This window comes from Stenotrophomonas sp. STEN013, from assembly GCF_056760355.1.
On record NZ_JBRREO010000005.1, the window covers coordinates 1 to 26550 of the forward strand.

The following is a 26550-nucleotide window of genomic DNA, read 5'->3' on the forward strand; positions in this document are numbered from 1 at the left end:
TCCGTGTGGCTTGACCATATAACCTCAAGTTGCCTTGGCCGACATGACATGTCGATAGATCCAAGTGCACGCTACGTCACAAGACCAAACGTGAGACTGAGCGCCTTTATGCGCTTTTTGCTCAAGTAACCAAGGGATCACTCCCGGTTGCTCGAATGAAAAGCCGGCGACGCTCCAACTGTCTCCCTGGTGAAACTAGCGCTATGGAACCACCCGATCCCATCCCGAACTCGGAAGTGAAACGTAGCTGCGCCGATGGTAGTGAGGCTTAAGCCTTGCGAGAGTAGGTCATCGCCAGGGTTTTTACTGAAATCCCCGCTGCCAATGCAGCGGGGATTTGCTTTTACCAGGCTCCTTCCGCACCCGTGGTGGGAACTGAACGGAAATCGCATCCGAGCCGGCGCACTGCGCTGCTCCAACCGTCTTCCTGATGAAAACAGCGCTGTGGAACCACCCGATCCCATCCCGAACTCGGAAGTGAAACGCAGCCGCGCCGATGGTAGTGAGGCTCAAGCCTTGCGAGAGTAGGTCATCGTCAGGAGTTACACCCCAACCCCGCTGCTCACGCAGCGGGGTTTTTTATTGCGCCACGCCCTGCTGCAGGCCGTAAAGGACGCCGGCAACAAAAAGCCCGGCAGCGGCCGGGCTTGGGGGAACGCCGCCAGAAAATGGCGTTCAGCGCGCCCGCTGCCGCATCCGCACCGCATGCGCCCAGCGAGAAGCAATACCCGGGGCGGTGATGTGAAAGAGCGGGTCGGTGTGAGCGCTCGACACGGCGGCAGGCTCAGTCATTGCGGGCGGTGACGATCGTGCCGTCCTCCGGGTCGATCCGCAGCTCGACTTTGCGGCCGTTGGAATTGTCGGCTTCGGCATGCCAGAGACTGTCCTTGAACTTCAGGTCGCGGATATTGGAGAAACCCTGCGCGCTGAGGGAGGCATGGATCTCGTCCTTGTTCATGCGTGAAACGGCGGTGCCATCTTCGGGATAGATCCGGCCGCGGAGCGGGTCCACTTTCACTTCCAGGCGTTTGCCGTTGCCGCTGACCGCATGGGCTTCCCACAGGCCATCGTCGAACTGGATCTGTTTGATGTCGCGGTATCCCTGCTCTTCCAGCAGGGTCCTGACCTCCCGTTGGGTCAGACCGTTGCTGCCGGCGGCCGGATCACTGGAGGCGCTCTGCGCATAGGCCGGAACCGTGGCGCCGAAAGCGGCAACAAGCAGGGAAGTGGTGAGGATCCGAAAATGCATCGCTCGTTCTCCATTGATGGGTGGCACGGGCAATGTTGGGTGCCACGGCTCGCAGACCAGGTGAAGGAGGTGTTGCGGGGATGTGCACTGTTCAGTCTCATGAAGCCGGCGGCTTCAGGGCATGCGCTGGCGTCGCAGAACGAAAAACGGCGCCATCAAGGCACCGTTTGAGTGGAGCGGTGGGGAGCTCAGGGCTTGCCGTTTGGCTTGCTCTTCATCATCGCGTCGCGATTGGCCTTGAACGGGTTGCCTTCGTACCAGTTCGGCCACGCATCGCCGGCGGCCAGCTGGCTGCCGACGCCGTACAGCAGTTCCAGGTCTTCGACTGCGCCGTCCAGCTTCCAGGTCGCCGGATCGTACTCGTCCTTGGGCCCGTGGTAGCGCTCCTTTCCATAGGCTTCGGCGGCACGCTTGCCTGCCGCGGTGCCGCCGTCGACCAGATCTTCACCGCCGTCTGCGTACAGCGCGGGGACGCCGGCCTTGGCGAAGTTGAAGTGGTCCGAGCGGAAGTAGAAGCCGCTCTGTACGGCCTCTTCGGCATGCAGCGTACGGCCCTTCCCGGTTGCCAGCGGCTTGAGGATGTCTTCCAGCTCGGAACTGCCAAACCCGGTGACGGTCATGTCGCGCGCACGGCCATTGACCGACATCGCGTCGATATTGATCACGCCGGCGATCTTGTCCAGCGGGAAGGTCGGGTGGTTCACGTAGTACTGCGAACCCAGCAGCCCGGATTCTTCCAGGGTGACGGCCAGAAATACCACCGAGCGTTCCGGTGGCGTGGGCTGGTGCGCCATGGCGTCGGCGATCTCGAGGATGCCGGCCACGCCGGTGGCGTTGTCCACCGCACCGTTGTAGATGTTGTCGCCTTCTTCGCCCTCGTGCTTGCCCAGGTGATCCCAGTGCGCCATGTACAGCACGGCTTCGTCGGCGCGCTTGCCGCCGGGCAGCACACCCACCACGTTGCGCGACTTCTTTTGCGCGATGGTGCTCTTCAGATCCAGTGACAGTTTGGCTTTCAGCGGTTCGGGCTTGAAACCGCGCTTGCTGGCATCGCGGTAGGCCTTGTCCAGATCCAGCCCGGCTTCGGCGAACAGCTGCCGCGCCGCGTCGGCGCTGAGCCAGCCCTGTGCCTGCAGGCGCGGCTCCTTGTCCTCTGTGGCCGGCAGGTCGTACTGCGCGCCGCCCCAGGAGTTCTTCACCACGTCCCAGCCATAGGAGGCACCGGCGGTGTCGTGCACGATCAGTGCGGCCGTAGCACCCTTGCGCGCGGCTTCCTCGAACTTGTAGGTCCAGCGCCCGTAATAGGTCATGCGCTTGCCGTCGAACAGCTTGGCGTCATCGACATGGAAGCCGGGGTCGTTGACGAACATCACCACCGTCTTGCCGGTCCAGTCCTGGCCGGCGTAGTCGTTCCAGTCCTGTTCGGGGGCATCCACGCCGTAGCCCACAAAGACCAGGTCGCTGTCGGCGATCTTGATTTCCGGCTGGCCGCTGCGGGTACCGATGACCATGTCCGTGCCGAACGTCAGTTCCTGCACCGTGCCGTCGCGCTGGATCTTCAGCACGGTGTTGGGATCGGCGGTGGTTTCGGTCATCGGCACGTCCTGGAACCAGCTGTCGCCGTTGCCCGGCTGCAGGCCGATGCGCTGCATCTGGTCGCGGATGTAGTTGACCGTGAGTTCCTCGCCGTTGCTGCCTGGCGCGCGGCCTTCGAACTCATCCGAGGCCAGGGTCTTGACCAGCTCGGCGAAGTCGGCGGCATTGATGGCGCTGGCGAACGCGTGCGCCGGGACCGCGGTCGGCAGCGCTGCGGTGGCCGGCGGTGCGGCCGCCTCCTGCTTGCAGGCGACCAGCGCGGCGCTGGCGGCCAGGCACAACAACAATTTGCGATGCATGAAAACTCCGGTTTGCGTTCGATACCCGATTCTAGGCGGGATGCACGCCGGCTGCCTGCTCAGCGCGGCGCACTTTCACCTTTGAAGCGCTGCGCCGTGGCGCCACTGACCGGACCGGTGCGGGCCGTGTCATGCACGTACAGGGTCACCTCACGTTCGAACACCAGCGCGCCCTCGACCACCGCATTGGGACCGATGACGATGCGCGGTTTGCGCGGTGCGGTCAGCGAGATGTTGAAGGAGGGGCGGCTGACCTTGATGCCGCCTTTGACATGCGAATCGATACCGACGGTGATGTCGCCGTTGACCGTTTCGATGTCGCCGCCGACCTGGGTGCCGACCAGCCCGATCGCACCATTCACCGTTTCGATATCGCCGCCGATACGGCTGCCGCGATCGACATAGATGCCACCGTTGACCGTTTCCAGACCCCGTTCGAGTACCAGGTTGCGGCCGGCGCGGATGCCACCATTGACCGTCTCGATCGCCCGGGCCTGCACGTTGTCCTCAATGCGGATACTGCCGTTGACGGTTTCCACGCCGCGCACCTGCACGCCGCTGGCCAGCTGGATGCTGCCGTTGACCGTATCCAGATCGCCATAGCTGGCATTGGCCTCGGTGTGGATGCTGCCATTGACCTTGCTGATGTCATCGGCGGCCAGGACCAGCGGGGTGGTGGCTGTCAGGGCCAGCAGCAGAAATACACGTTTCATGCGACCTCCAGGAGGGGTATTCCGATGGACCGGAGCCGATGGCACCACGCTTGGTTACAATCCGCACCTGCCTGAAGTCATTGGAACCGCATTGCGCCCGACTTTCCACATGCGCCGCCCCGGTCAAGCAGCGGTCCCGCCCCAGTGGCGTGGCAGCTGGCTGCTGGTGCTGGCGCTGGTGAGCGGGCCGTTGCTGGCGCAGACCGCGCCGCGCGATACGGAAAAGAAGCTGCAGCAGCTGCGCGGCGAACTGAAGAGCGTTTCCCAGGAGCGCCGGCAGCTGGAAGAACAGCGGGCACAGGTCAACCAGCAGTTGCGCGAGGCCGACCAGAAGGTCGCCCGCAGCGCCCGCGCGGTGGCCGAGGCCGAGGCGGCGGTAGCGCGTGAGCAGCGGTCACTGGCCGCGCTGCAGCAGCGCAGAACCGAGCTGGAGAGCGGTCTGGCCCGCCAGCGCCAGCAACTGGCCGCCTTGCTGCGTGGTGCCTATCAGCTGGGCACGCACGCACCGCTGAAGCTGCTGCTGTCGCAGGATACCGTGGCCGATGCCAACCGCGAGCTGGCCTATCACCGTTACCTGCAGCGCGAGCGGGCGCGCTCGATCAGTGCTTTGACCGCGGACCTGCGGACCTTGAGTGAAACCGAGCAGCAGATTCTGGCGCGCAGCCAGGAGTTGCAACAGGCGCGCGAACAACAACGCCAGCAGGTCGCCGCGCTGGAACGTGACCGGCACCAGCGGGCGACGATGCTGACGGAACTGGAGCGCCGTTACCAGGATCGCAGCGAACGCGAAAAGGCGCTGGGCCAGGATGCGCGTTCGCTGGAGCGGGTGCTGGCCAACCTGCGTGCCGCCGCGGCGCGTGCCGAAACCGAGCGCCGAGCCGCGGCACGGCGAGCCGCCACCGCGCAATCCCGGCAAGCGGCGACAGGAGCCGGTTCAACACGCACCGGTCCGCGTGCGCCTGCGGGCAAAACGCCGCCACGGGTGGTGGCCAATGCACCGGCGCCGAAGGTCGGCGGACTGGGCTGGCCACTGTCGGGCAATCTGCTGGCCCGTTATGGCGGCCGCTTGCCCGACGGGCGCAGCAGCACCGGCGTGCTGATCGGTGCCCCGGCCGGAACCACCGTCACCGCGGTGGCCGATGGCACCGTGGTGTTTTCCGACTGGATGACCGGCTACGGCATGATCCTGATTGTCGATCACGGCAACGGTTACCTGAGCCTGTACGCACACAACGACGCGTTGCTCAAAGATGCCGGCGCGCGGATCAAGCGCGGCGATGCGGTGGCCAAGGTGGGCAACTCCGGTGGGCAGGGCACCACCGCGCTGTATTTCGAATTGCGCCGCCATGGCCAGCCGGTGGACCCGGCCACCTGGCTGCAGCGCCAGTAACCCAGGCTGAGCGCCGCCGGCGCCGGTTCAACGGGAATTTAGCCGGGCATCGCGCATAATCGAAACGACCGCGCTTCGGGCGCGGGCCTGTTTTCTCATGGAGTGGTTCATGCGCGTAGCCCGTCTTGCTGCAGCCCTGCTGTTCGCCCTGTCTCCTGCGGTCGCGCTGGCACAGAGCGCCCCGGACAAGGCCGTCAGCGCCGATGATCCCGATGCCAAGGAGTCGGTCACCTCGCGCGTGCCGCTGGATGAGATCCGCCGCTTTGTCGGGGTCTACAACGCGGTGCGTGCGGCCTATGTCGATCCGGTCGACGACAAGAAGCTGATGCAGTCGGCGGTACGCGGCCTGTTGCTGGAGCTGGATCCGCACAGCACCTATTTCGACAAGGAAGACGCGCAGGCGTTCGACGAGCAGGCCACCGGCGCCTACGAAGGCATCGGCGTGGAACTGCAGCAGCAGGAAGACACGCTCAAGGTGGTATCGCCGATCGATGACACTCCGGCGGCCCGGGCCGGCCTGCGCGCCGGTGATCTGATCATCGCCATCGATGGCCAGCCGATCAGTGCGATCGAGGCGATGGAGCCGTTGCGCGGCCCGGCGGGCACCTCGGTGGTGCTGACCATCGAGCGCGCGGGCGAAAAGCCGTTCGACGTCAGCGTCACCCGCGAAACCATCCGCGTCACCAGCGTGCGCAGCAAGATGCTGGAGCCCGGTTATGGCTATATCCGCATCAGCACCTTCCAGGCCGATACCGGCAGCGACTTCCAGAAGCATGTGGCGCAGCTGCAGGCCCAGGCCGGCGGCAAGCTCAAGGGGCTGGTGCTGGACCTGCGCAGCAATCCGGGCGGCCTGCTCACCGCTGCGGTGCAGGTGGCCGACGACCTGCTGGAGAAGGGCGGCATCGTCAGCACGCGCGGGCGCATCTCCATCAGCGATGCGACGTTCGATGCCACTCCGGGCGACCTCATGCAGGGCGCACCGGTGGTGGTGCTCACCGATGCCGGCTCGGCCAGCGCCTCCGAAGTGCTGGCCGGCGCTTTGCGTGACAACCAGCGGGCCCGCATTGTCGGCAGCCGCACCTTCGGCAAGGGCTCGGTGCAGACCGTGCTGCCGCTGGACAACGGTGATTCGGTGAAGCTCACCACCGCGCGCTATTACACCCCCAGCGGCAAATCCATCCAGGCCACCGGCATCATCCCCGACGTGGAGCTGCAGCCCGATCCGGCCGATCTGCCCAAGGACTTGCCGGCCAGCCTGGCCGACTACAGCGAGGCCAAGTTGCCCGGGCACCTGCGCGGCGATGACGAGGCGGCCGGCAGCAAGGCCGGGGTGGTGTTGCCGGGCGATGCGCCGGTGCAGGCGGCGTTGCGCGAGCTCAAGCATCCCGGCTCGGTGGCTGCCGCGGCAGTGAAGCCCAAACCGGCCGCCGCAGCCGCCGCGACGAAGCCCGCGGTTGCGGCCCCGGCCAAGCCGGAGGCTCCCACCAAGCCGGAACAAGCCGTGCCGGCCAGCGACGGCGACAAGTAAGCGTCGCGGCGGCCCTGCATGTTGCCGGGGCCGCCGCAGGTCCGTTCAGCGCGGTTTGCCCGGCAGCGGGAACGGAGTGACCACCTTCTCGCCGGTGCTGGCATCGCGGATCGCCGACTGCCCTTTCTTCTCCACTTCCTCGATGCGTACGATGCTCTGCATCGGCAGGTGCAACACCCGGGTGTCGCCGAACTCCTGTCGCAGGCGCTCTTCGGTGGGGTCCACCACCAGTCCGTCGTGGCGGTCGAACACCAGTTCGGCCACTTCGTTGAAGCCCCACAGATGGCTGCCACCCACGCGCCGGGCATACAGCTCGTAGACTTTGCCGTGGTTGAGGAAAGTGACCTTGTACAGCGGTTTGCTACTCATGCCGCGATTATAGAATCCGCCGCAGGGGCCGGGCGCTAGAAGCCCTGGCGCTTGCGCAGACGGCGGGCGATGGCCGCGCGCACATACAGGCCGTAGACGATACCGAACAGGAAGCCGGCCAGATGCGCCGACCACGCCACCTGGCCGAAGCTGGGGCCGATATAGGCGAACACCACCTGCAGTGCGGCCCAGACGCCGATCAGCAGGAATGCCGGGGCGCGGACGAATTCCAGGAACAGCCCCAGCGGCACTACCACGCCCAGGCGGGCGCCGGGAAACAATGCCAGATAGGTGCCCAGCAATGCCGAAACCGCGCCACTGGCACCGATGATGGTCTGATCCGGCGTGTCCATCACATACAGCGCGGCCAGGTTGGAGGCCGCGCCACCGAGCAGGAACAGCAGCAGCAGCCGCCATGGCCCGAGCACGCGTTCGGCCGGCAGTCCGAAGATCAGCAGGAACACCAGGTTGCCCAGCAGGTGCGACCAGTCCGCATGCAGGAACAGCGCGGTGAACAGCCGCAACGCACTGCCATCGCGCAGCGCCGCCCAGACCTCCTGCGGGTTGCCCAGACCGGTGGACAGCGCCCCCCAGTTCATCCACAGCGACCGCCAGGCCTCGGTCGGTCGGGAGATCGACCACAGGAAGGCGATCCAGGTGACGGTAACCAGCGCTGGCACCGCCCAGCGCAGGCCGGGCTTCTTACGGGAGGGGATGGAAAGGAACATATGCCGGAAGCGTAATCGGTTCCTCGCCTAAGCGCTTCATTCGGAACAGGAAACTGAATTCGGTGCCGTTATTGTTTAGTTAAGCAAGCTGGGAGATACTGCATACGGCGTGGTATGTCGGGAGGGGTCTCCGGCTCATCGTCAAGCTATTACTGCAGTCCGTTAATGCCACCCGCATCAACGACTTTTCATCAGTTCCAGGAGAGAGCTTCCAACATGCATACCGCTTCCTCGATTGCCCGCATCACCGCTCTGGCCGTCGGCATCGCCGGCGCCCTCGCATTCAGCAACGCCGATGCTGCCGCCTTCCAGCTCAAGGAGAACAGCGCCAAGGGTTTGGGCCGTGCGTTTGCCGGTTCCACCAGCGCCTGGGGTGATGCGTCTGTGGTCGCCACCAATCCGGCCTCGATGCGCCTGCTCGACGGCCGCCAGTTCCAGGCGGACCTGAGCGCCATCAGCTTCTCGGCCGATTTCGAGAAGTTCGACGCCCGCTACAACGGCACCGGCGGCCCGGGTACCGGTGCACCGGTCAGCGGCGGCAACGGCGGTGACGCCGGCATGATTGCGCCGGTTCCGGCGGCCTATTTCCATGTGCCGTTCGGCGAGAACGACAACATGCACTTCGGCCTGTCGCTGACCGCGCCGTTCGGCTTCAAGACCGACTACGACAAGGACTGGGTGGGCCGTTACCACGGCGTGACCACCGACCTGAAGGCGGTCGATCTGGGCGCGGCATTCTCCTATGACGTCAACCCGCATGTGTCCTTTGGTGCCAGCGTGTTCGTGCAGCACCTGACCATCGAGCTGACCAACGCGGTGGACTTCGGTGCCGTGGTCAACGGCGCCGCGCAGCAGAAGGCCGCCGCGGCAGTGCTGGCCGCCGGTGGCACTCCGGCCCAAGCTGCCAACGCTGCCCGCCAGGCCTCTGGCGCTGCGGCGCAGCAGGGCTTCTACCCGGGCAGCGCCGATGGCTACGCCTCGCTGGAAGGTGACAACAATGCGGTCGGTTACGTGCTGGGCGGTACCTTCAGCCCGAGCGAAGACACCAATATCGCGCTTAGCTATCGCTCCAAGGTCGAGCACAAGATCACCGGCGGCAAGGGCAAGTTCGATGTGCCGCCGGCGGTGCAGGTCGCCCTCGGCATGCCGGGCAGCGGTCTGTTCGTACCGACCAGCGGCAAGGCTACCCTGACCCTGCCGGCGTCGCTGACCGCCAGCGTCACCCACCGGATCAACGACCGCTGGACGGTGATGGGCGATGTGACCCGTACCGCATGGAAGCCGTCGTTCGACAAGGTGACCGTGGATTTCGCATCGAACCAGCCCGACAACGTGCTGGAATTCGGCTACAACGACACCACCTTCGGCTCGATCGGTACCGAGTACAAACTGTCTGACACCATCACCCTGCGTGGTGGCGTGGCCTATGACGAAACCCCGACCAGCTATGCGCACCGTGACGTCAAGGTGCCGGACGTGACCCGCAAGTGGCTGTCGTTCGGTCTGGGCTGGACGCCGTCGGAGAAGACCGAGTTCAACTTCGGCTATACCCACCTGTTCACCAACGAGCCGGCGATCAACATCGTCTCGGCCACCGGCAGCACGCTGAAGGGCAAGTACGACGTGGGTGGCGACATCCTCGCCGCATCGGTCAACTACAAGTTCTGATCGGGCGTGGCGCGGCGCACTTTGCCGTAGCCGTGTGCCACCGAAGAACGCAGCCCGGGAGAAATTCTCCCGGGTTTTTTTTGGCCGCCGGAACGGACGGCCGGCATCGCGCCGGCGGGACGACAGGCGGGCTGTCGATCGCGGAGGTGCTGATCGACAACGCCCCCGCGCTGTGCTCAGGTGAGCCCGCATGGGGATCACTTCCGACGGCGGGGCCACGGGATCCGGGTGTGCGCATCCAGCGGCCGGATGTTGCAGGTGACGATCCGCTGCGGCAGCGCGGCCTGAGGCGGCGATCCCCACCGGCCGGTGATGACGGCTGCTTCGATCCTGTGGGGGATTTTCCGCCCCCTCGCGGGCCAGCCCGTTGCCGTCAACGGCAGCAGCGCGCCCTCACCACGTCGGCCAGAGCGGGCCGGTGATCGACGATGACGGCTTCAGTGACGACACCGTTGTCGGCTTCAAGGATCGGGAGGTCGAAATCGACCAGCGGCCGCAGACCTTCAAGGACCGCGCCTCCGGATTGCCCCGCTCGCGGGGGCCGCGTGGAACTGGAGTACACGCCGGGCTTCGGCCGCAGCAGCCGTCAGCGCTAACGCGGCGATACGTGGCGATACGCGGCGGTCCAGTGATCGGATCGGTTCGATCGACCACCGCCGGGGCCTGGGGCGTGCCTGTGAGCGGAGCTGGATGGACAACAAAAAACCCCGCTTTCGCGGGGTTCTTCGTTGCTTCCGTGCTGCGGCCGACTCAGTCGCCCAGGGTCAGCAGCGAGGCGTTGCCGCCGGCGGCGGTGGTGTTCACCGTCACCGTCTTCTCGGTGGCAAAACGCAGCAGGTAGTGCGGGCCGCCGGCCTTGGGGCCGGTGCCGGACAGGCCCTGGCCGCCGAACGGCTGCACGCCGACCACTGCCCCGATCTGGTTACGGTTGACGTAGACGTTGCCGACGTGGACGCCGTTGGCGATGCGCTCGACGGTCTCGTCGATGCGCGAATGCACGCCCAGGGTCAGGCCGTAGCCGGTGGCGTTGATCTGCGCGATCACCGCGTCGAGCTGGTCGGCCTTCCAGCGGATCACGTGCAGCACTGGTCCGAAGATCTCCTTGTGCAGCTGGTTCAGGTCCTTCAGCTCATAGGCACGCGGGGCGAAGAAGGTGCCGTGTGCGGCGGCCTCGGACAGTGGCGCGGCGGCGATCAGGCGCGCTTCGCGGTCCATGCGGGCGGCATGGTCGGTGAGGATCTGCAGCGCATCGGCATCGATGACCGGACCAACGTCGGTGGACAGCAGGCCGGGATCACCGATCTTCAGTTCGGCCATCGCGCCGGCCAGCATGGTCATCACCTTATCGGCGATATCGTCCTGCACGAACAGCACGCGCGCGGCCGAACAGCGCTGGCCGGCGGAGGTGAAGGCCGAGCCGATGGCGTCCTTGACGATCTGCTCGGGCAGCGCCGAGGAGTCGGCGATGAAGGCGTTCTGGCCGCCGGTCTCGGCGATCAGCACGCCGATGGCGGCATCGCGTGCGGCCATCGCGCGGTTGATCGCGCGGGCGGTTTCGGTGGAACCGGTGAAGGCCACGCCGGCCACGCGCGGATCGGCGGTGAGCGCGGCACCGACCGTGGCGCCATCGCCTGGCAGGAACTGCAGCACGCCTTCGGGCACACCGGCCTCATGCAGCAGCTTCACCGCGTAGTAGCCGACCAGGTTGGTCTGCTCGGCCGGCTTGGCGATGACGCTGTTGCCGGCGGCCAGCGCGGCGCTGACCTGGCCCAGGAAGATCGCCAGCGGGAAGTTCCACGGGCTGATGCAGACGAACACGCCGCGGCCATGCAGCTGCAGCTCGTTGCTCTCGCCGGTCGGGCTGGGCAGCTTCTCGGCGTGGCTGAACTGCTCGCGTGCCTGCTTGGCGTAGTAGCGCAGGAAGTCCACCGCCTCGCGTACTTCGGCGATGCTGTCGGGCAGGCTCTTGCCGGCTTCCTTCACGCACAGCGCCATGAACTCGGCAATGCGCGCTTCCAGCTGGTCGGCGGCGTGCTCGAGGATGGCGGCGCGGCTGGCGGCCGGGGTGCGGTTCCAGGCCGGTTGTGCGGCTACGGCGTTGCTCAACGCCTGCTGCACGGTGGCGGCATCGGCGGCCTGCCACTGGCCGACCACCTCGCGCGTGTCGGCCGGGTTGGTGACCGGCTGTGCGGCGGTCGTGGCGGTGGCGCCGGGCACCAGCGGGGCGGCGTGCCACGGCTTGATGGCGGCAGTGAGCTGCCCGGCCAGCGCGCGCAGGTCGTTGTCGTTGGCGAGGTTGATGCCCATGGAATTGGTCCTGTCGTGGTTCTGGCTGCGCAGCAGGTCGATGGGCAGCGGGATCTTCGGGTGGGGAATGGACGCGAACGAGGACACCGCCTCGACCGGATCGCGGATCAGATCCTCGATCGAAACCTCGTCATCGGTGATGCGGTTGACGAAGCTGGAGTTGGCGCCATTCTCGAGCAGGCGGCGCACCAGGTACGGCAGCAGGTCCTCGTGCGAACCGACCGGTGCGTACACACGGCACGGCACATTGAGGCGGTCGGCCGGAATCACCTCGGCATACAGGTCATCGCCCATGCCGTGCAGCTTCTGGTGCTCGTAGGTGTGGCCGGCGCCGATCTGCTTGATCACCGCGATGGTGTGCGCGTTGTGGGTGGCGAACATCGGGTAGATCGCATCGCGGTGGCCGAACAGGCGCTTGGCGCAGGCGATGTAGGACACGTCGGTGTTCTGTTTGCGGGTGAACACCGGGTAGCCGGGCAGGCCGTCGATCTGTGCGCGCTTGATCTCCGCATCCCAGTAGGCGCCCTTGACCAGACGCACCTGCAGCTTGTGACCGATGCGGCGGGCCAGGTCGGCCAGGTAATCGATCGTGTACGGCGTACGCTTCTGGTAGGCCTGCACGACGATGCCGAAGCCTTCCCAGCCTTTCAGTGACGGATCGCTGACCACGGCCTCGATGATGTCCAGCGACAGCTCCAGGCGGTCGCTTTCCTCGGCGTCGACGGTACAGCCGATGCCATAGGACTTGGCCAGCTGTGCCAGTTCCAGCACGCCCGGCACCAGGTCCTTGAGCACGCGTTCGCGCTTGGCATGTTCGTAGCGCGGGTACAGCGCCGAGAGCTTGATCGAGATGCCGTGCGAGGTGGTGACGTCACCATCGGCCTTGCCGCCGCGTGCCAGGTTGTCCTTGCCGATCGCGTGGATGGCGCGCCGGTAGTCTTCCAGGTACCGCCGCGCGTCCTTCATGGTCAGCGCACCTTCGCCGAGCATGTCGAAGGAGTAGCGGTAGTTGCTGTTGTCGCCCTTGTGCGAGCGTGCCAGCGCCTCGTCGATGGTGCGGCCCATGACGAACTGGTGGCCCATGATCTTCATCGCCTGGCGCACAGCCAGGCGGATCACCGGCTCACCCACGCGGCCGATCAGCCGCTTGAAGGCGCCATGCACGTCGCGCTTGGTGGCATCGGCCAGATCGACCAGGTGCCCGGTCAGCATCAGGCCCCAGGTCGAGGCGTTGACCAGCACCGAGTCCGATTGGCCCATGTGCTTTTTCCAGTCCGCCTCGCCGAGCTTGTCGCGGATCAGCTTATCGGCGGTTTCCTGATCCGGGATGCGCAGCAGGGCTTCGGCCACGCACATCAGCAGCACGCCTTCCTCGCTGCCCAGGTCGTACTGGCGCATGAAGGCTTCGATGGCGCCCTGGTTGCTGGCGCGGGCGCGCACGCGGCGCACCAGATCGGCGGCGGTTGCCTGGATCTGCGCCTGTTCGGCGGCCGGCAGGCGGGCCTGTTCCAGCAGTTCGCGCACATGACCGGCTTCGTCCTTGAGCCAGGCATCGGTGATGGCTTGGCGCAACGCGGCAGGCGTCGGCGGAAGTTCCGGCGCGAGCAGGCACGGGCCTGTCGGCAGCGAAGATGCAGCATCAAAAGGAGGAGTCGAGTTCATGCGCCTGACCACAGTGGGATTTGACCATTTTAATCGGATACAGGCTTTTTCCCAGTGCCTCAGGGCGCTGCAACGGAGCTGTAAACCACTGGTATCAGGCGGATTGGGCGGCTTTCACGAGTTTTCCGTTATTTGTGCCGATTCCGTCATTTTTAATGACGGGCTTGAAGGGGTTTTGCGGGGATCCCTGTGTGCAATGCAGCATTCGCAACGATGATGAATGCAAGCTTGCCGGGGGGATTGGGCACGGCTACCATCCAGATCGTTATCCGCGGTATGGACGCGGTTGCGACATGATCCAGGTGCTTCGGTCAGTTTCCGATGGCTCACATGCGCAGCTGGTGCTGCATCCCCCACGGGCGCTTACGGCCCGGCAGTTCGTCCAGTTGTTCGCCGCGTTGGCAGGATTGATGTGGTTCACGGCCAGCCTGGCTTGGTGGTCCGGTAACCGCCTCGCTCCGGCTTTCGCGCTGTTGCACAGCTTTCTGGTGGGCGTGGCGTTGCGTGCGGTCTGGCGCAGCGGCGAGCGCCGGGAAGAGATCCGGGTAGGACCGGACTGCGTGGAGGTCCTCCTCGCGGCCGGGAGTTCACCGGTATTCCGCGCGCACCCTTACTGGGTCCGCGTGGTTGCCGAGAAGGAACGGGTCCTGCTGGTTTCCAGCGGCAGGCGGGTCGAAGTGGGGAGTTTCCTCGCACCCGCCGAACGTCGGGAACTTGCGGTGACACTTGAAGGCTTGCTCGCAACCGGCAACGGCTGCAACCGATGACGTCAAGGGTCTAGGCAATGAAGCAAAGCAGCAGGTGGGGTGGGGCGTTGAAATCCGCATTGGTCGTTGCCGCCGCGGGGCTGGCGACCTCAAGCGCGTGGGCGCAATCGGCCGATCCCGCGCCATGGCAGCTCAACATGGGCAAGGGGGTTACCCATACCGCGCAGATGGCGTGGGAAGCCCACATGGTCGCGCTGTGGGTATGCGCGGTGATCGGCGTCCTGGTGTTTGCGGCGATGGCCTACGCCATTTTCAAGTTCCGCAAGTCAAAAGGGGCGGTGGCGGCGCAGTTCTCGCACAACACCAAGGCCGAGATCATCTGGACCGTCATTCCCATCATCATCCTGGTGGTGATGGCGTGGCCGGCCACCGCCAAACTGATCGCCATGTACGACTACCGCGACTCGGAAATGACGGTGAAAATCACCGGCTACCAGTGGATGTGGAAGTACGAATACCTCGGCGAGGATGTGGCCTTCACCAGCCGCATGGACCGCAAGTCCGACCAGATCCGCCAGAGCGGTGCGGTGCCGACGATGGCCACCGATCCGCACTATCTGCTGGAGGTGGACAACCCGCTGGTGCTTCCGGTGGACACCAAGGTGCGTTTCGTCATCACTTCCGATGACGTGGTGCACGCCTGGTGGGTGCCGGCCCTGGGCTGGAAGCAGGACGCGGTGCCGGGCTTCATCAACGAGCGCTGGACCAATATCGAACGCGAAGGCGTCTACCGCGGCCAGTGCGCCGAGCTGTGCGGCAAGGATCATGGCTTCATGCCGATCGTGGTCAAGGCCGTGTCCAAAGACGAATTCAAATCCTGGCTGGCCGCGCGCAAGCCGGCTGCCGCGACGCCGGACGTCCCCGCGCCCGCACCGGCCGTGCCCGAGACCGCCCCGGCGCAACCCGAAGCCGCGCCCGCGCCAAAAGCCAGCGGTGCCTGATATTCCAGCGTGCCGGCGTGACGGCCGGCGCGATGCCTGAAAACGGATAACGAGGTGTAGTTGCAATGGCGAATTCCGCAGTCGAGCACTCCGATCACCACGGGCACCAACAGGGCTTTTTCGAACGCTGGTTCTTCTCCACCAACCACAAAGACATCGGCACGCTGTATCTGCTTTTCAGCTTCCTGATGTTCATCGTCGGCGCGGCGATGAGTGTGGTGATCCGCATGGAGCTGGCGCAGCCCGGGCTGCAGTACGTCAAGCCGGAATTCTTCAACCAGATGACCACCGTGCACGCGCTGGTGATGATCTTCGGCGGCGTGATGCCGGCCTTCGTCGGCCTGGCCAACTGGATGATCCCGCTGCAGATCGGCGCGCCGGACATGGCGCTGCCGCGCATGAACAACTGGTCGTTCTGGCTGCTGCCGGTGGCCTTCACGTTGCTGTTGCTGACGCTGTTCCTGCCGGGCGGCGCACCGGCCGGCGGCTGGACCATGTACCCGCCGCTGTCGTTGCAGGGCGGCTACAACGTCGCCTTCAGCGTGTTCGCCATCCACGTCGCCGGTGTCAGCTCGATCATGGGCGCGATCAACATCATCGCCACCGTACTGAACATGCGCGCACCTGGCATCGACCTGCTGAAGATGCCGATCTTCTGCTGGACCTGGCTGATCACCGCGTTCCTGCTGATCGCGGTGATGCCGGTGCTGGCCGGAGCGGTGACGATGCTGCTGACCGACAAGTTCTTCGGCACCAGCTTCTTCAATGCCGCCGGTGGTGGCGACCCGGTGATGTACCAGCACATCTTCTGGTTCTTCGGCCATCCGGAGGTCTACATCATGATCCTGCCGGCGTTCGGTGTGGTCAGCGAGATCCTCCCCACCTTCAGCCGCAAGCCGCTGTTCGGTTACCAGGCCATGGTCTACGCGACCGCGGCGATCGCGTTCCTGTCGTTCATCGTGTGGGCGCACCACATGTTCACGGTGGGCATGCCGCTGGGGGGCGAGATCTACTTCATGTTCGCCACGATGCTGATCTCGATCCCGACCGGGGTGAAGGTGTTCAACTGGGTCAGCACGATGTGGGAAGGCTCGCTGACGTTCGAGACACCGATGCTGTTCTCCATCTCCTTCGTGATCCTGTTCACCATCGGCGGTTTTTCCGGCCTGATGCTGGCCATCGTGCCGGCCGACTTCCAGTACCACGACACCTATTTCGTGGTGGCGCACTTCCACTACGTGCTGGTCACCGGCGCGGTGCTGGCGCTGATCGCCGCGGTCTACTACTGGTGGCCGAAGTGGACCGGCCGCATGTACAACGAGTTCTGGGGCAAGGTGCATTTCTGGTGGACGATGGTGTTCGTCAACCTGCTGTTCTTCCCGCAGCACTTCCTTGGCCTGGCGGGCATGCCGCGCCGTATCCCCGACTACAACCCGGTGTTCGCCGACTGGAACCTGGTCAGCTCGATCGGTGCGTTCGGCATGTTCGTCACCCCGTTCCTGATGGCGGCGATCCTGCTGAGCTCGCTGCGCAACGGCAAACGCGCCGAGGCCCGGGCGTGGGAAAGCGCCCGCGGACTGGAGTGGACGCTGCCGTCGCCGGCACCGGCGCATACCTTCACCGTGCCACCGGTCATCAAGCCGGGCGATCTGGCCCACGATGACGTCACCCACTGAAACAGGGGAAACAGATGGACCCTCGCCCATTGCAACCTGAGGAGCTGGCGCTGCGTCGCCGCCGCTCGCGCCGCACCGCGCTGGTGGTGGGGCTGTTGGCGGTGGCGATCTACGCCGGTTTCATCCTTTCCGGCGTTCTGGCGCATTGACCACGCCCGCGCCCAAACCCGAGCGCAATGCCGGCATGGGCCGGCTGATTGGCGTGGCATTGGCGGTGTTCGTGCTGACCTTCTCGCTGGTGCCGCTGTACCGCATTGCTTGCGAGAAGGTGTTCGGCGTGCGGCTGGAGCGCGGTGCGAGCCCGCCGGCGGCGACCTCGGCCGGCACCAGCAAACGCACGGTGCGGGTGGAGTTCGATGGCGGGGTCAATTCCAAGCTGCCGTGGGCCTTCCATCCGGAACGGCTGACGATGGATGTGGTGCCGGGCGAATTGAACGAGGCGCTGTACTTTGCCCGCAACGACAGCGATCGCGCGCTGGTCGGTAGCGCGGTGCCGTCGGTGGCGCCGGCACGGGCGTCGGGCTACTTCAACAAGACCGAATGTTTCTGTTTCACCGCGCAGACCTTGCAGGCCGGGGAAAAGCGCGACATGCCGGTGCGTTTCATCGTTGATCCGGACCTGCCGGCCGACGTCAAAACGATCACCTTGTCCTACACGTTCTTCAAGAATGATGCGCTGACAGAGCAGCTGGTTTCGGCCTCGACCGCGACCGCTGCGCATGCGGCCCCCTAGATCACGGACCCGGAAGCAAGCCATGGCCCACAACACCTCTGATGCCAATGTCTACTTCGTGCCGAGCCACAGCAAGTGGCCCTTCGTCGGCTCGATTTCCATGCTGGTGATGATGGTGGGAGTGGCCAGCTGGTTGAACGACGCCGGCTGGGGGCGTTGGACCTTCTTCGCCGGGGTGGCGATGATGGTTTTCACCCTGTTTTTGTGGTTCGGCGATGTCATCCGCGAGTCGGTGGCCGGGCACTACAACCACCAGGTCGATGGCTCGTTCCGGATGGGAATGGTGTGGTTCATCTTCTCCGAGGTGATGTTCTTCGGCGCGTTCTTCGGTGCGCTGTTCTACACCCGCCAGATGGGCCTGCCGTGGCTGGGCGGTGAAGGTCACGGGGTGATGACCAACGAACTGCTGTGGGACGGCTATTCGGCGGCGTGGCCGACCAATGGCCCCGGCGATATCGGCGGGGCGTTCCAGACCATTCCGGCGTGGGGGCTGCCGCTGCTCAATACGCTGATACTGCTGAGTTCGGGCATCACGCTGACCATTGCCCACCACGCGCTCAAGGCCGGTAAACGCAAGCAGCTGTTGCTGTGGCTGGGCGCGACGGTGGTGCTGGGTTGCGTGTTCCTGTTCTTCCAGGCCGAGGAATACATCCACGCCTACAAGGAGCTGAATCTGACCCTGGGCTCGGGTATCTACGGCTCCACCTTCTTCCTGCTCACCGGTTTCCATGGCGCGCATGTGGCGCTGGGCACGATCATGCTGGCGGTGATGTGGCTGCGTGCGGCCAAGGGCCACTTCAGCCGCGACAACCACTTCGGTTTCGAAGCGGCGGCGTGGTACTGGCACTTCGTCGATGTGGTGTGGCTGATGCTGTTCCTGTTCGTCTACGTGCTGTAGGCGATGCGCCGGCCGCGTCGCATCGGGCAACGCGGCCGTGGCCGGACTCAGCCGCCGACTCCGTGCGGCTTGATCCAGCCGCTGTAGATGCCAAGGACCACCAGCAGGATCAGCGCCACCGACAGGGCGATGCGCCGGGTCAACGCGTTGACCGTGCGCTTGGTCTGGCCGCGATCGATCATCAGGTAGTAGAGGCCGGCCCCCAGATTCCAGACGATGACGATCAAGAACGCGATTACCAGCAGGGTCTTCAGCGAATCATTCATGCGCGGCTCGGCGGGTGGGAAGTCCCCGCTATATCACCTGCTCGCGGCCGGCTTGTCATGACGCGACAGCACACGGTCTTTTCCGGATGGATGCTCGCCGTCGCCGTGGCGGCGGTGTTCATGGTGCTGGGCAGTTGGCAGCTGCAACGCATGCACGAAAAGCAACACGTGCTGGCGCAACTGCCGTCGGCAAGCGCCAGCATGGTGACGCTGGCCGAGGCGGTGCGCTCGCCCGATGCCCTGCACTGGATAGAGGATCGATTGCGGTTTGTTCCGGGCACGGTGTTGCTGGACAACCAGTTGCGCGAGGGCCGCGCCGGCATCAAGGTTTACCAGGCCGCGCGGGCGGAGCTTGGTCCGGCGGTGCTGGTCGATCTTGGCTGGCTGCCGCTGCCGGCCGATCGCGCGCTGCCCCCGTTGTCCGGCCAGCAGGGCACGCACGCGCTGCGCGGGCTGTGGGCGCCCGCGCCGGCTGCCGGAATCGCGCTGGGGCCAGCCCTGGTGCCGGCGAAGCAGCCGCAGACCTGGCTGGCCACCCGTATCGATCTGCCCGCCATTGCCGCCCAGCTGGGATTGGAGCAGGTGCCGCTCGCACCGCGGGTGCTGCGGCTGGATCCGGCGCTGCCGCTGGGCTATGCGCGGGATCTGGACCTGCTGCCCAACACCTTGCCGCCCTCGCGTCACCTCGGCTATGCGGTGCAATGGTTCGCCATGGCGCTGACGGTGCTGCTGATCGCCACGCTGTTGCATGTGCGTCGGCGTCTGGCGCGCAAGCGCTGAACCCCCTCACATGGGAAGATGCCCGGCATGAATGCTCTGACCCCCGACCAGCTCGCCATACGCAACCGTGGTCGCCGCGTGCTGTTGCTGATTTTTGCGATGTTCTTCGGTTCGATGGCACTGGCCGGGATCCTGCGCTTTTCCGGCTGGACCCCGCAGATCAACCGCCATCATGGGCAGATGCTGCAACCGGCGCTGGATCTGCGCAGCGAGCGCCTGCAGTTGGTCGACGGCACTGCCTATGAATGGAATCCGGGCCAGCGCCATTGGCGCATCCTGCTGGCCCCCGACCGTGGCTGCGCCCCGGCCTGCGTCACTTTGTCGCAGCAGTTGGACAAGGTGTGGCAGTTGTTCGGCCATAACGCCGATAATGTCGAGATACTGTGGCTGGGCACGCCGCCGGAGCAGGTGGCAGCCACTCCGGCACTGAAAGTGCTGCAGCCCCAGCCTGCGTTCCGGGCCAAACTGCCGGGGGTCGATGACCCGGTCGGTATCCCGGTGTATGTGATTGATCCCAATGGCTTTGTGGTACTCCGCTATGCGCCGGGTTTTGAGCCGGGTGGATTGCGGGCTGATCTATCCAAGCTGTTGAAACTGATGTGAGTCCCGTTCGATGAATGCCTCCGCGCGTCCGGCGCTGTACCGCAATTTCCACCGCCTGGCGTGGTTCGCGCTGATCATGACCGCCAGCACCATCATGTTCGGCTCGTTCGTGCGGCTGTCCGATGCCGGCCTGAGTTGCCCGGACTGGCCGACCTGCTATGGCCGCGTCACCTGGCCGCAGACACAGATGGAAGCGGCCCAGCACGTGGCCAGCGAGATCCGTCCGCTGGAAACCCACAAGGCATGGCTTGAGCAGGTGCACCGCTTCTTGGCCGGTCTGCTGGGCGTGGAAGTGTTGACCTTGGCGCTGCTGGCGGCACGCCGGCGCAAGCGCGGCATCGCGCAGATCATCACCGCTTCGGCGCTGGTGGCGTTGGCGATACCGCTGTATATGCGCGGCGAACATGTGGCTTCCAGCATCCTGGCCATCGGCGGTGAAGCGATTCTGCTGCTGGCGGCGCTGCGCTGGTCCAACATCGATCTGGCCCGCGCGGCGGTACTGACCCTGGCGGTGGTGGTATTCCAGGCGCTGCTGGGCATGTGGACGGTCACCTGGCTGCTCAAGCCGATCGTGGTGATGGGCCACCTGCTGGGCGGCATGCTGATGTTCGGCATGCTGGTATGGATGGCGTGGAAAGCCACCCACCTGCCGATCACGCTGGCAGAGGCGCCGCGCCTGCGCTGGTGGCTGCGCGCGGCGGTGGTGCTGGTGGCGCTGCAGATCGCGCTTGGCGGTTGGGTCAGTGCCAATTACGCGGCGCTGGCCTGTGGCGGCGGCAGTGCCTCGCTGGACAATTTTCCGCGCTGCGTCAGCCAATGGTGGCCGCAGCAGAACTACAGCGAAGGTTTCACCCTGTGGCGTGGCATCGGCGTGGACTACGAAGGTGGCGTGCTCGACGGCGCCTCGCGTATCGCCATCCAGATGGCGCACCGGATGATGGCTGTGGTGGTGGCGTTGTACCTGCTGGTGCTGTCGGTGCGGCTGTTCCGCCTGCCGGGCATGCGCGGCTGGGCGACCACGCTGGGCGTGCTGATCGTGCTGCAGGTCACGCTGGGTATTCTCAACGTCAAGCTGTCGTTGCCGCTGACGGTGGCGGTGATGCACAACGGTGGTGCGGTCGCCTTGTTGTTCGTACTGGTCACGCTGCTGGCGCGGCTGCGCGCGCCGGAGTGATGGCATGACTACAACCTGGCGCGATTACTGGGATCTGACCAAGCCCAAGGTGGTGGCCCTGATCGTGTTCACCGCGCTGGTGGGCATGTTCCTGGCGGTTCCGGCGTTGCCGACCATCGAACAGGTGCTGTCCGGCGCGCTGGGTTTCCTGGGCATCTGGCTGGCGGCGGCCGCGGCGGCGGCGATCAACCAGTTGCTGGATGCGCGTATCGATGCGCAGATGGCGCGCACCTCGTGGCGCCCGCTGGTGGTGGGCAAGGTCTCGCCGCGCCAGGTGCTGGTGTTCGCCGGTGCGCTCACCGCGTTGTCGATGACCATCCTGGTGCTGTGGGTGAACGTGATCACCGCGGTGCTGACCTTCGCCTCGCTGATCGGCTATGCGGTGATCTACACCGTGTATCTGAAGCGGGCGACCTCGCAGAACATCGTCATCGGCGGCCTGGCCGGCGCCACCCCGCCGCTGCTGGGCTGGGCGGCGATCACCGGCATGCAGGGCAGTTCCGACTGGGCCCATGCCCTGCTGCTGGTGCTGATCATCTTCATCTGGACCCCGCCGCACTTCTGGGCGCTGGCGATCTTCCGTCGCGCCGACTACGCCAAGGCCGATGTGCCGATGCTGCCGGTCACCCACGGCGTGCCGCACACGCGCAGGCAGATCCTGGTGTACTCGGTGGTGCTGGCGGTGGTGACCCTGCTGCCGGTGGCCATCGGCATGAGCGGCATGTTCTACCTGGGCGGTGCCACCGTGTTGAACCTGGTATTTCTCTGGTACGCGTGGAAGATGCAGAACCCGCCGGACGAGATGTTCAACATGAAGATGTTCGGCTATTCCATCGTCTACCTGATGGCGCTGTTCGCTTTCCTGCTGGTCGATCACTGGCTGCTGCCGTGGCTGTGATCCCGGGCTGATGCGCCACGTATCGTTCCGCGGCTTCTGACCGCTGAACGGCAGGTCTGCATCGGTCGGGGGCACATGCGGCCTGGCCATGCCTTGAATTCGGCTGGCGCAACCGCCATCGCTTCTTCGACCCCTGATGGAACGAAGGACGCACGGATGCAGATCTGGACCCGCGTGATGGCCGCGCTGCTGTTGGCGACGGCGCTGGTCACGACGGCGCGCGCCGATGAAACCGCCATGCAGATACGCCAGCACGCCGGCGAGCATCGGCTGCTGGTACTGGGTGAATATCACGGTACGCGCGAGACGCCATTGCTGGTACGGCAGCTGGTCGATGACTACAGCCGCGATGGCACGCCGGTGGTGCTGGCGCTGGAGCTGCCGCGCAGCGAGGACGCGGCGTTGGCGGCCTATCTCGCTTCCGAAGGTGATGCCGAGGCGATGGCAGCCCTGCGCTCAGGGCGCTACTGGAGCGTGATCGGCGACCGCCACGACGGTCGGCGGAGCTACGACATGCTGGAGCTGATCGAAGCGGTGCGCGCGCTGCGGGTGCAAGGCCGTGCGGTGCAGGTGATCGGCTATGACCTTGTGGTCAGCACGCGCGGCAACCAGGTCCGCGATGACGCCATGGCGGCCAGACTCCGGCAGGTTTATGCGCGCATGCCGGGAAATGCGCGGATGCTGGTACTCACCGGAAATGTGCATGCCATGCGCCAGCGCCCGGCAGACGCACCACCAGAAATGCAGTTGCGGCCACTGGCCACCACGCTGGCCGATCTGGATCTGTACAGCGTGCGGCTGGACGCACGCAAAGGCAGCATCTGGGGATGTCTGCCGGATACCTGCAAATCATTGCCGCTGCGCGATAGACCTGGCCGGGAGCTGCGCGTGAGTACCGAACCCGGCCGCCAGTACGATCTGTGGGTGTGGATGCCGGAGTTGAGCGTAGGACGGTTGCTGAAATGAGACCGCGGGGACGCGCGTACGTCGTCCCCGGCCGCTACTGCCCGTTCTGTCTGGCGTAGCGCTGCGCGATCAGCGCGCAGACGATCAGCTGCAGCTGGTGGTAGATCATGATCGGCAGCACGATCGCACCGAGGCTGCCCCCGGCGAACAGCACCTTGGCGATCGGCACGCCGGTGGCCAGGCTCTTCTTCGAACCGCAGAACACGATGGGGATCTCGTCGTAACGGCTGAAGCCCAGCCGCCGGGAGAGCCAGGTGATGCCCGGCATGGCGATGGCCAGCAGCACCACCGAGACCAGCGCGGCGGTCAGCAGGGACAGCGCCGGCGTCTTGTGCCACAGCCCCTCATTGACCGATTCGCCGAAGGCGGCATACACCACCAGCAAGACCGTGCCCTGGTCGGTGTAGCGCAGCAACGCGCGCTGTTTCTCCACCCAGCCGGCGATCCATGGTCGCAGCAGATGGCCGGCGACGAACGGCACCAGCAGCTGCAGCATGATCATGCCCACGGCGTGCAGCGGATTGGCGATGCCGCCTTCGGCGCCGGTGAGCAGGGTCATCAGCAAGGGGGTGAGGAACACGCCGAGGATGCTCGACAGCGAGGCTGCGCATACCGCCGCCGGCACATTGCCGCCGGCCATCGAGGTGAAGGCGATCGAGGACTGCACGGTGGACGGCAGCGCGCACAGGAACAGCACGCCGATGAACAGTTCCGGTGTGAGCGCCCAGCCGGCCAGGGGCTTGAACGCCAGCCCGAGCAGTGGAAACAGCAGGAAGGTGCAGCCCAGGATGACCAGATGCAGGCGCCAGTGCAGCATCCCGGCGAGGATGGATTCACGTGGCAGGCGCGCCCCATGCAGGAAAAACAGCGCCGCGATGGCCAGATCGGTGACGTGGTCCAGTCCGGTGGCTGCGGCGCCGGTCATCGGTGCGACCGTGGCAAGCGCGACCGTGGCCAGCAGGGCAAGGGTGAAGTTGTCCGGTCGCAGGCGCGACCACCAGTGCATCATCGGCAAGAGCCTCCTTTCAGGTGGATGATCAGGTGGATGAATGGCGCGCCCGCTCAGGGCGTGGGCGTCTCCAGCGTGGTGCGTACGACCGGTGCCAGCGATGTCAGGCCGGCCGCACGGCCGCGCTGGAGGGCGTCATCGATGGAGGCGCCATGGATGCGGGCCTCGATCAGCGCCAGCAGCGCGCCGGCGCGATTGGCCGACGCACAATGCAGCAGGGTCTTGCCGTCGCCCTGCTTGAGCAGGCGATCGAGCGTGCGCGCGTTGGCTTCGGTGATGTCGGTCGCGCCGCTGATCGGCAGGCGCACGTAGCGCAGTCCCAGCTGGGCCGCCAGGGCGGCTTCGTCATAGCCGCGATCCTCCTCCGGCCCGCGCAGGTCGATGACCGTGGTGACGCCGGTTGCGGCCGCCTCACGCAGCTGCTGCGCGCTGGGTTGGCCGGCGGTGATCAGGTCCGGGCGCGGCTGATGCAGGGGCGTGTCAGCGGCGAAGGCGCTGGCGCTGGCGCAGAGCATCAGCGTAAGCAGCAATGGCAGGCGGTGGATGTGCATGCAGATGTTTCCTTGCCGATGTCAGAGGCGCAGGCTGGCGCGGGTTTTTAGCAGTTCACGCAGTTCGTATTTGTCGGTGTCGTCCAGCCCCTGCTGGCGCTGTTTGGCCTGCAGTTCATCCAGCCGCTGCTGCAGCAGCTGCTTTTCCAGTTGGATCACCGCGTCCTGCAGTTCCTGCCCCCAGCTGGCCTCATTGCCGGGCAACACCTGTGCCGCCAGCTTGTGCAGGGCGGCCTGCTCCTCGCGGTCGTTGAAGTGCTCCAGCAGCGCGCCGGTGCTGATGTCCGGGCGTTGCTGCACCAGCTCCAGCAGCTCCAGCAGCAGCTCGATGCCCGGCAGGCGCAGGCCGGCAAAGGCGTGGTGGCCTTCCAGATTCATCGCCAGCGAGGGTTGCTGCAGCAGGATCGCGATGGCCGCGCGCACCAGGCTGCGCTTCTGTACCGGCACCGTGTTGCGCGCGGCAGGACGCGGCGCGGCGGGCATGGCGCCGGAGGTGCTGCCGATACCGGTCAGGCGCGCGAGTTCCTGTTTCATCAGGTCGGCAAAAGCGCCATCGGGAATCTGCGCCAGCATCGGCCGCGCGCGCTCGGCCAGGCGCGCCTTGCCGTCGAGCGTGCCCAGGTTGATCTCGCGGGTCAGCTCGTCGAAGAAGAACTGCGACAGCGGCGTGGCCTGTTTCAGGCGTGTATCAAAGCCCGCGGCGCCTTCCTTGCGCACGATGCTGTCCGGGTCCTCGCCATCGGGCAGGAACAGGAAGAACGCTTGACGGCCGTCCTTCATGCGGGGCAATACCGATTCCAGTGCGCGCCAGCCGGCGCGGCGCCCGGCGGCGTCACCGTCGAAGCAGAAATACACATCCGGCGCGTTGCGGAACAGCAGCTCGGCATGGTCCGGCGTGGTCGCCGTGCCCAGTGTCGCCACCGCCTGGGTGACGCCGAACTGGAACAGGCTGACCACATCCATGTAGCCCTCGACCACGATCAGCCGCTCGATCTTCTGGTTGGCCTGGCGCACCTGCCACAGGCCGTACAGTTCGCGCCCCTTGTGGAACAGCGCGGTCTCGGGGGAGTTGAGGTACTTGGGGCCGTCGTCCTTCTCGAACACGCGCCCGCCGAAGGCGATGACGCGGCCGCGGCGGTCGAAGATCGGGAACATCACCCGGTCGCGGAACTTGTCGTAGACGTGGCCGCGGTCGTTCTTGGAGAACAGGCCGACGCGCTCGAGCAGCTTCATGCGCCGCTCGTCCTTGCCCAGCGCATCCTTCAGCGCGCTGTAACCGTCCGGCGCGTAGCCGATGGCGAAGCGGGTGCGGGTGTCGGCGTCCACGCCGCGGCCATCCAGATAGGCGCGGGCCTTGTCGCTGCTTTCCAGCTGCTTCTGGAAGAAACGGCTGGCCGCATCCAGCGCCGAGTACTGGTCGCGGCTGTCGTCCTGCTGCTGCGCGGTGCGCGGACTGGTTTCGCGCGGGATTTCCATGCCCACACGCTTGGCCAGTTCATCCACCGCATCGAGAAACTCGAGGCGGTCGTAATTCATCAGGAAGCTGATCGCGGTGCCGTGCGCGCCGCAACCGAAGCAGTGATAGAACTGCTTGGTCGGTGAAACGGTGAACGAGGCCGAGCGCTCGTCATGGAACGGGCAGCGCGCCGCGTACTCCTTGCCCTGGCGCTTGAGCGGCACGCGCGTGCCGACCACCTCGACAATGTCGGTGCGGGCGAGCAGGTCGTCGATGAAGGCGTCGGGAAGTCTGGCCATGCGGCGAAAGAACACACCACCGTA

General features: G+C 65.7%; 24 protein-coding genes and 2 rRNA genes. 16 read left to right on the plus strand and 10 right to left on the minus strand.

The window, feature by feature from the left end:
* Nucleotides 1-185 precede the first annotated feature (185 nt).
* A 5S ribosomal RNA gene (gene rrf / locus ACVOMH_RS11450) occupies nt 186-300 on the plus strand.
* A gap of 126 nt (nt 301-426) precedes the next feature.
* Nucleotides 427-541 (plus strand): 5S ribosomal RNA (gene rrf, locus ACVOMH_RS11455).
* A gap of 243 nt (nt 542-784) precedes the next feature.
* On the opposite strand, the gene ACVOMH_RS11460 is transcribed toward rrf (ACVOMH_RS11455), so the two are convergent.
* From ACVOMH_RS11460 to ACVOMH_RS11470, 3 genes are all read right to left on the minus strand, one after another.
* Nucleotides 785-1249 (minus strand): PepSY domain-containing protein, encoded by a 465-nt coding sequence (locus ACVOMH_RS11460; RefSeq protein ID WP_481552037.1) that lies wholly within the window; start codon nt 1247-1249, stop codon nt 785-787.
* Nucleotides 1250-1437: 188 nt separating this feature from the next.
* Nucleotides 1438-3144: a M28 family metallopeptidase gene (locus ACVOMH_RS11465; RefSeq protein WP_481552038.1), complete on the minus strand. Its 1707-nt coding sequence runs from the start codon at nt 3142-3144 to the stop codon at nt 1438-1440.
* Between the two features lie 59 nt (nt 3145-3203).
* On the minus strand, nt 3204-3857 hold the full coding sequence (locus ACVOMH_RS11470) for a DUF4097 family beta strand repeat-containing protein (protein WP_481552039.1): 654 nt from the start codon (nt 3855-3857) through the stop codon (nt 3204-3206).
* A gap of 109 nt (nt 3858-3966) precedes the next feature.
* Here ACVOMH_RS11470 and ACVOMH_RS11475 point away from each other — a divergent pair, with 109 nt between their 5' ends.
* Together ACVOMH_RS11475 and ACVOMH_RS11480 are read left to right on the plus strand one after the other, a co-directional pair.
* On the plus strand, nt 3967-5247 hold the full coding sequence (locus tag ACVOMH_RS11475; RefSeq protein ID WP_481552040.1) for a murein hydrolase activator EnvC family protein: 1281 nt from the start codon (nt 3967-3969) through the stop codon (nt 5245-5247).
* Nucleotides 5248-5356: 109 nt separating this feature from the next.
* The gene (locus ACVOMH_RS11480) at nt 5357-6775 is read left to right on the plus strand and encodes a S41 family peptidase (protein ID WP_481552041.1); all 1419 of its coding nucleotides are present in this window, start codon (nt 5357-5359) and stop codon (nt 6773-6775) included.
* A gap of 45 nt (nt 6776-6820) precedes the next feature.
* Here ACVOMH_RS11480 and ACVOMH_RS11485 read toward each other — a convergent pair whose 3' ends face one another.
* Nucleotides 6821-7144 carry a DUF1820 family protein gene (locus tag ACVOMH_RS11485; protein WP_481552042.1) on the minus strand — a complete coding sequence of 108 codons (324 nt, stop codon included), beginning with the start codon at nt 7142-7144 and terminating at the stop codon, nt 6821-6823.
* 35 nt (nt 7145-7179) lie between these two features.
* Nucleotides 7180-7872, minus strand: coding sequence for a rhomboid family intramembrane serine protease (locus ACVOMH_RS11490; RefSeq protein WP_481552043.1), 693 nt, complete (start codon nt 7870-7872; stop codon nt 7180-7182).
* A gap of 216 nt (nt 7873-8088) precedes the next feature.
* Here ACVOMH_RS11490 and ACVOMH_RS11495 point away from each other — a divergent pair, with 216 nt between their 5' ends.
* Complete coding sequence (locus tag ACVOMH_RS11495) at nt 8089-9540, plus strand: outer membrane protein transport protein (RefSeq protein ID WP_481552044.1); 1452 nt, start codon at nt 8089-8091, stop codon at nt 9538-9540.
* A 750-nt stretch (nt 9541-10290) separates the two neighbouring features.
* On the opposite strand, the gene putA is transcribed toward ACVOMH_RS11495, so the two are convergent.
* Nucleotides 10291-13509, minus strand: a complete 3219-nt coding sequence (gene putA / locus ACVOMH_RS11500; protein WP_481552045.1) for a bifunctional proline dehydrogenase/L-glutamate gamma-semialdehyde dehydrogenase PutA — start codon at nt 13507-13509, stop codon at nt 10291-10293.
* 293 nt (nt 13510-13802) lie between these two features.
* Here putA and ACVOMH_RS11505 point away from each other — a divergent pair, with 293 nt between their 5' ends.
* The 6 genes from ACVOMH_RS11505 to ACVOMH_RS11530 all read left to right on the plus strand — a co-directional run bounded on the left by ACVOMH_RS11505 (nt 13803) and on the right by ACVOMH_RS11530 (nt 18524).
* Nucleotides 13803-14276: a DUF2244 domain-containing protein gene (locus ACVOMH_RS11505; protein WP_054660081.1), complete on the plus strand. Its 474-nt coding sequence runs from the start codon at nt 13803-13805 to the stop codon at nt 14274-14276.
* Nucleotides 14277-14293: 17 nt separating this feature from the next.
* Nucleotides 14294-15217 carry a cytochrome c oxidase subunit II gene (coxB, locus tag ACVOMH_RS11510; RefSeq protein ID WP_481552046.1) on the plus strand — a complete coding sequence of 308 codons (924 nt, stop codon included), beginning with the start codon at nt 14294-14296 and terminating at the stop codon, nt 15215-15217.
* Nucleotides 15218-15282: 65 nt separating this feature from the next.
* Nucleotides 15283-16893: a cytochrome c oxidase subunit I gene (ctaD, locus tag ACVOMH_RS11515; protein WP_481552047.1), complete on the plus strand. Its 1611-nt coding sequence runs from the start codon at nt 15283-15285 to the stop codon at nt 16891-16893.
* 14 nt (nt 16894-16907) lie between these two features.
* On the plus strand, nt 16908-17042 hold the full coding sequence (locus ACVOMH_RS11520) for a hypothetical protein (RefSeq protein WP_275043996.1): 135 nt from the start codon (nt 16908-16910) through the stop codon (nt 17040-17042).
* A complete protein-coding gene (locus tag ACVOMH_RS11525) occupies nt 17039-17626 on the plus strand; it encodes a cytochrome c oxidase assembly protein (RefSeq protein WP_481552048.1) in 588 nt (195 codons plus the stop codon). Before ACVOMH_RS11520 ends, ACVOMH_RS11525 begins: the two co-directional genes overlap by 4 nt.
* A 22-nt stretch (nt 17627-17648) precedes the next feature.
* The gene (locus ACVOMH_RS11530; RefSeq protein WP_481552049.1) at nt 17649-18524 is read left to right on the plus strand and encodes a cytochrome c oxidase subunit 3; all 876 of its coding nucleotides are present in this window, start codon (nt 17649-17651) and stop codon (nt 18522-18524) included.
* Nucleotides 18525-18571: 47 nt separating this feature from the next.
* On the opposite strand, the gene ACVOMH_RS11535 is transcribed toward ACVOMH_RS11530, so the two are convergent.
* Nucleotides 18572-18790, minus strand: coding sequence for a twin transmembrane helix small protein (locus ACVOMH_RS11535; protein WP_054659890.1), 219 nt, complete (start codon nt 18788-18790; stop codon nt 18572-18574).
* A 57-nt stretch (nt 18791-18847) separates the two neighbouring features.
* On the opposite strand from ACVOMH_RS11535, the gene ACVOMH_RS11540 reads away from it, so the two are divergent.
* The 5 genes from ACVOMH_RS11540 to ACVOMH_RS11560 all read left to right on the plus strand — a co-directional run bounded on the left by ACVOMH_RS11540 (nt 18848) and on the right by ACVOMH_RS11560 (nt 23211).
* Nucleotides 18848-19570, plus strand: a complete 723-nt coding sequence (locus ACVOMH_RS11540; protein ID WP_481523079.1) for an SURF1 family protein — start codon at nt 18848-18850, stop codon at nt 19568-19570.
* Between the two features lie 27 nt (nt 19571-19597).
* Nucleotides 19598-20173: a hypothetical protein gene (locus ACVOMH_RS11545; RefSeq protein WP_481523080.1), complete on the plus strand. Its 576-nt coding sequence runs from the start codon at nt 19598-19600 to the stop codon at nt 20171-20173.
* Between the two features lie 10 nt (nt 20174-20183).
* Nucleotides 20184-21347 carry a COX15/CtaA family protein gene (locus tag ACVOMH_RS11550; RefSeq protein WP_481552050.1) on the plus strand — a complete coding sequence of 388 codons (1164 nt, stop codon included), beginning with the start codon at nt 20184-20186 and terminating at the stop codon, nt 21345-21347.
* A 4-nt stretch (nt 21348-21351) separates the two neighbouring features.
* Nucleotides 21352-22245 (plus strand): heme o synthase, encoded by an 894-nt coding sequence (gene cyoE / locus ACVOMH_RS11555; protein ID WP_054659329.1) that lies wholly within the window; start codon nt 21352-21354, stop codon nt 22243-22245.
* A gap of 156 nt (nt 22246-22401) precedes the next feature.
* Nucleotides 22402-23211, plus strand: coding sequence for a TraB/GumN family protein (locus ACVOMH_RS11560; RefSeq protein ID WP_481552051.1), 810 nt, complete (start codon nt 22402-22404; stop codon nt 23209-23211).
* A 34-nt stretch (nt 23212-23245) separates the two neighbouring features.
* Here ACVOMH_RS11560 and ACVOMH_RS11565 read toward each other — a convergent pair whose 3' ends face one another.
* Genes ACVOMH_RS11565 through dnaG form a run of 3 tightly spaced genes read right to left on the minus strand, consistent with a single transcriptional unit; the run spans nt 23246 to nt 26526 of the window.
* A complete protein-coding gene (locus tag ACVOMH_RS11565; protein WP_481552052.1) occupies nt 23246-24220 on the minus strand; it encodes a bile acid:sodium symporter family protein in 975 nt (324 codons plus the stop codon).
* 53 nt (nt 24221-24273) lie between these two features.
* Nucleotides 24274-24771: a protein tyrosine phosphatase family protein gene (locus ACVOMH_RS11570; RefSeq protein ID WP_481523084.1), complete on the minus strand. Its 498-nt coding sequence runs from the start codon at nt 24769-24771 to the stop codon at nt 24274-24276.
* A gap of 21 nt (nt 24772-24792) precedes the next feature.
* Nucleotides 24793-26526: a DNA primase gene (gene dnaG / locus ACVOMH_RS11575; RefSeq protein ID WP_481552053.1), complete on the minus strand. Its 1734-nt coding sequence runs from the start codon at nt 26524-26526 to the stop codon at nt 24793-24795.
* Between the last annotated feature and the right edge of the window lie 24 nt (nt 26527-26550).

Excerpts from the sequence above, each read along its gene's own strand:
- ACVOMH_RS11465 (WP_481552038.1), bottom strand. The coding sequence starts at position 3,144 with ATGCATCGCAAATTGTTGTTGTGCCTGGCCGCCAGCGCCGCGCTGGTC.
- ACVOMH_RS11520 (WP_275043996.1), top strand. The coding sequence starts at position 16,908 with ATGGACCCTCGCCCATTGCAACCTGAGGAGCTGGCGCTGCGTCGCCGC.
- ACVOMH_RS11550 (WP_481552050.1), top strand. The coding sequence starts at position 20,184 with ATGAATGCCTCCGCGCGTCCGGCGCTGTACCGCAATTTCCACCGCCTG.
- ACVOMH_RS11485 (WP_481552042.1), bottom strand. The coding sequence starts at position 7,144 with ATGAGTAGCAAACCGCTGTACAAGGTCACTTTCCTCAACCACGGCAAA.
- cyoE (WP_054659329.1), top strand. The coding sequence starts at position 21,352 with ATGACTACAACCTGGCGCGATTACTGGGATCTGACCAAGCCCAAGGTG.
- ACVOMH_RS11490 (WP_481552043.1), bottom strand. The coding sequence starts at position 7,872 with ATGTTCCTTTCCATCCCCTCCCGTAAGAAGCCCGGCCTGCGCTGGGCG.
- ACVOMH_RS11545 (WP_481523080.1), top strand. The coding sequence starts at position 19,598 with ATGAATGCTCTGACCCCCGACCAGCTCGCCATACGCAACCGTGGTCGC.
- ACVOMH_RS11560 (WP_481552051.1), top strand. The coding sequence starts at position 22,402 with ATGCAGATCTGGACCCGCGTGATGGCCGCGCTGCTGTTGGCGACGGCG.
- putA (WP_481552045.1), bottom strand. The coding sequence starts at position 13,509 with ATGAACTCGACTCCTCCTTTTGATGCTGCATCTTCGCTGCCGACAGGC.
- ACVOMH_RS11540 (WP_481523079.1), top strand. The coding sequence starts at position 18,848 with ATGACGCGACAGCACACGGTCTTTTCCGGATGGATGCTCGCCGTCGCC.
- coxB (WP_481552046.1), top strand. The coding sequence starts at position 14,294 with ATGAAGCAAAGCAGCAGGTGGGGTGGGGCGTTGAAATCCGCATTGGTC.
- ACVOMH_RS11535 (WP_054659890.1), bottom strand. The coding sequence starts at position 18,790 with ATGAATGATTCGCTGAAGACCCTGCTGGTAATCGCGTTCTTGATCGTC.
- ACVOMH_RS11570 (WP_481523084.1), bottom strand. The coding sequence starts at position 24,771 with ATGCACATCCACCGCCTGCCATTGCTGCTTACGCTGATGCTCTGCGCC.
- ctaD (WP_481552047.1), top strand. The coding sequence starts at position 15,283 with ATGGCGAATTCCGCAGTCGAGCACTCCGATCACCACGGGCACCAACAG.
- ACVOMH_RS11495 (WP_481552044.1), top strand. The coding sequence starts at position 8,089 with ATGCATACCGCTTCCTCGATTGCCCGCATCACCGCTCTGGCCGTCGGC.
- dnaG (WP_481552053.1), bottom strand. The coding sequence starts at position 26,526 with ATGGCCAGACTTCCCGACGCCTTCATCGACGACCTGCTCGCCCGCACC.
- ACVOMH_RS11475 (WP_481552040.1), top strand. The coding sequence starts at position 3,967 with ATGCGCCGCCCCGGTCAAGCAGCGGTCCCGCCCCAGTGGCGTGGCAGC.
- ACVOMH_RS11480 (WP_481552041.1), top strand. The coding sequence starts at position 5,357 with ATGCGCGTAGCCCGTCTTGCTGCAGCCCTGCTGTTCGCCCTGTCTCCT.
- ACVOMH_RS11470 (WP_481552039.1), bottom strand. The coding sequence starts at position 3,857 with ATGAAACGTGTATTTCTGCTGCTGGCCCTGACAGCCACCACCCCGCTG.
- ACVOMH_RS11565 (WP_481552052.1), bottom strand. The coding sequence starts at position 24,220 with ATGATGCACTGGTGGTCGCGCCTGCGACCGGACAACTTCACCCTTGCC.
- ACVOMH_RS11530 (WP_481552049.1), top strand. The coding sequence starts at position 17,649 with ATGGCCCACAACACCTCTGATGCCAATGTCTACTTCGTGCCGAGCCAC.
- ACVOMH_RS11460 (WP_481552037.1), bottom strand. The coding sequence starts at position 1,249 with ATGCATTTTCGGATCCTCACCACTTCCCTGCTTGTTGCCGCTTTCGGC.
- ACVOMH_RS11505 (WP_054660081.1), top strand. The coding sequence starts at position 13,803 with ATGATCCAGGTGCTTCGGTCAGTTTCCGATGGCTCACATGCGCAGCTG.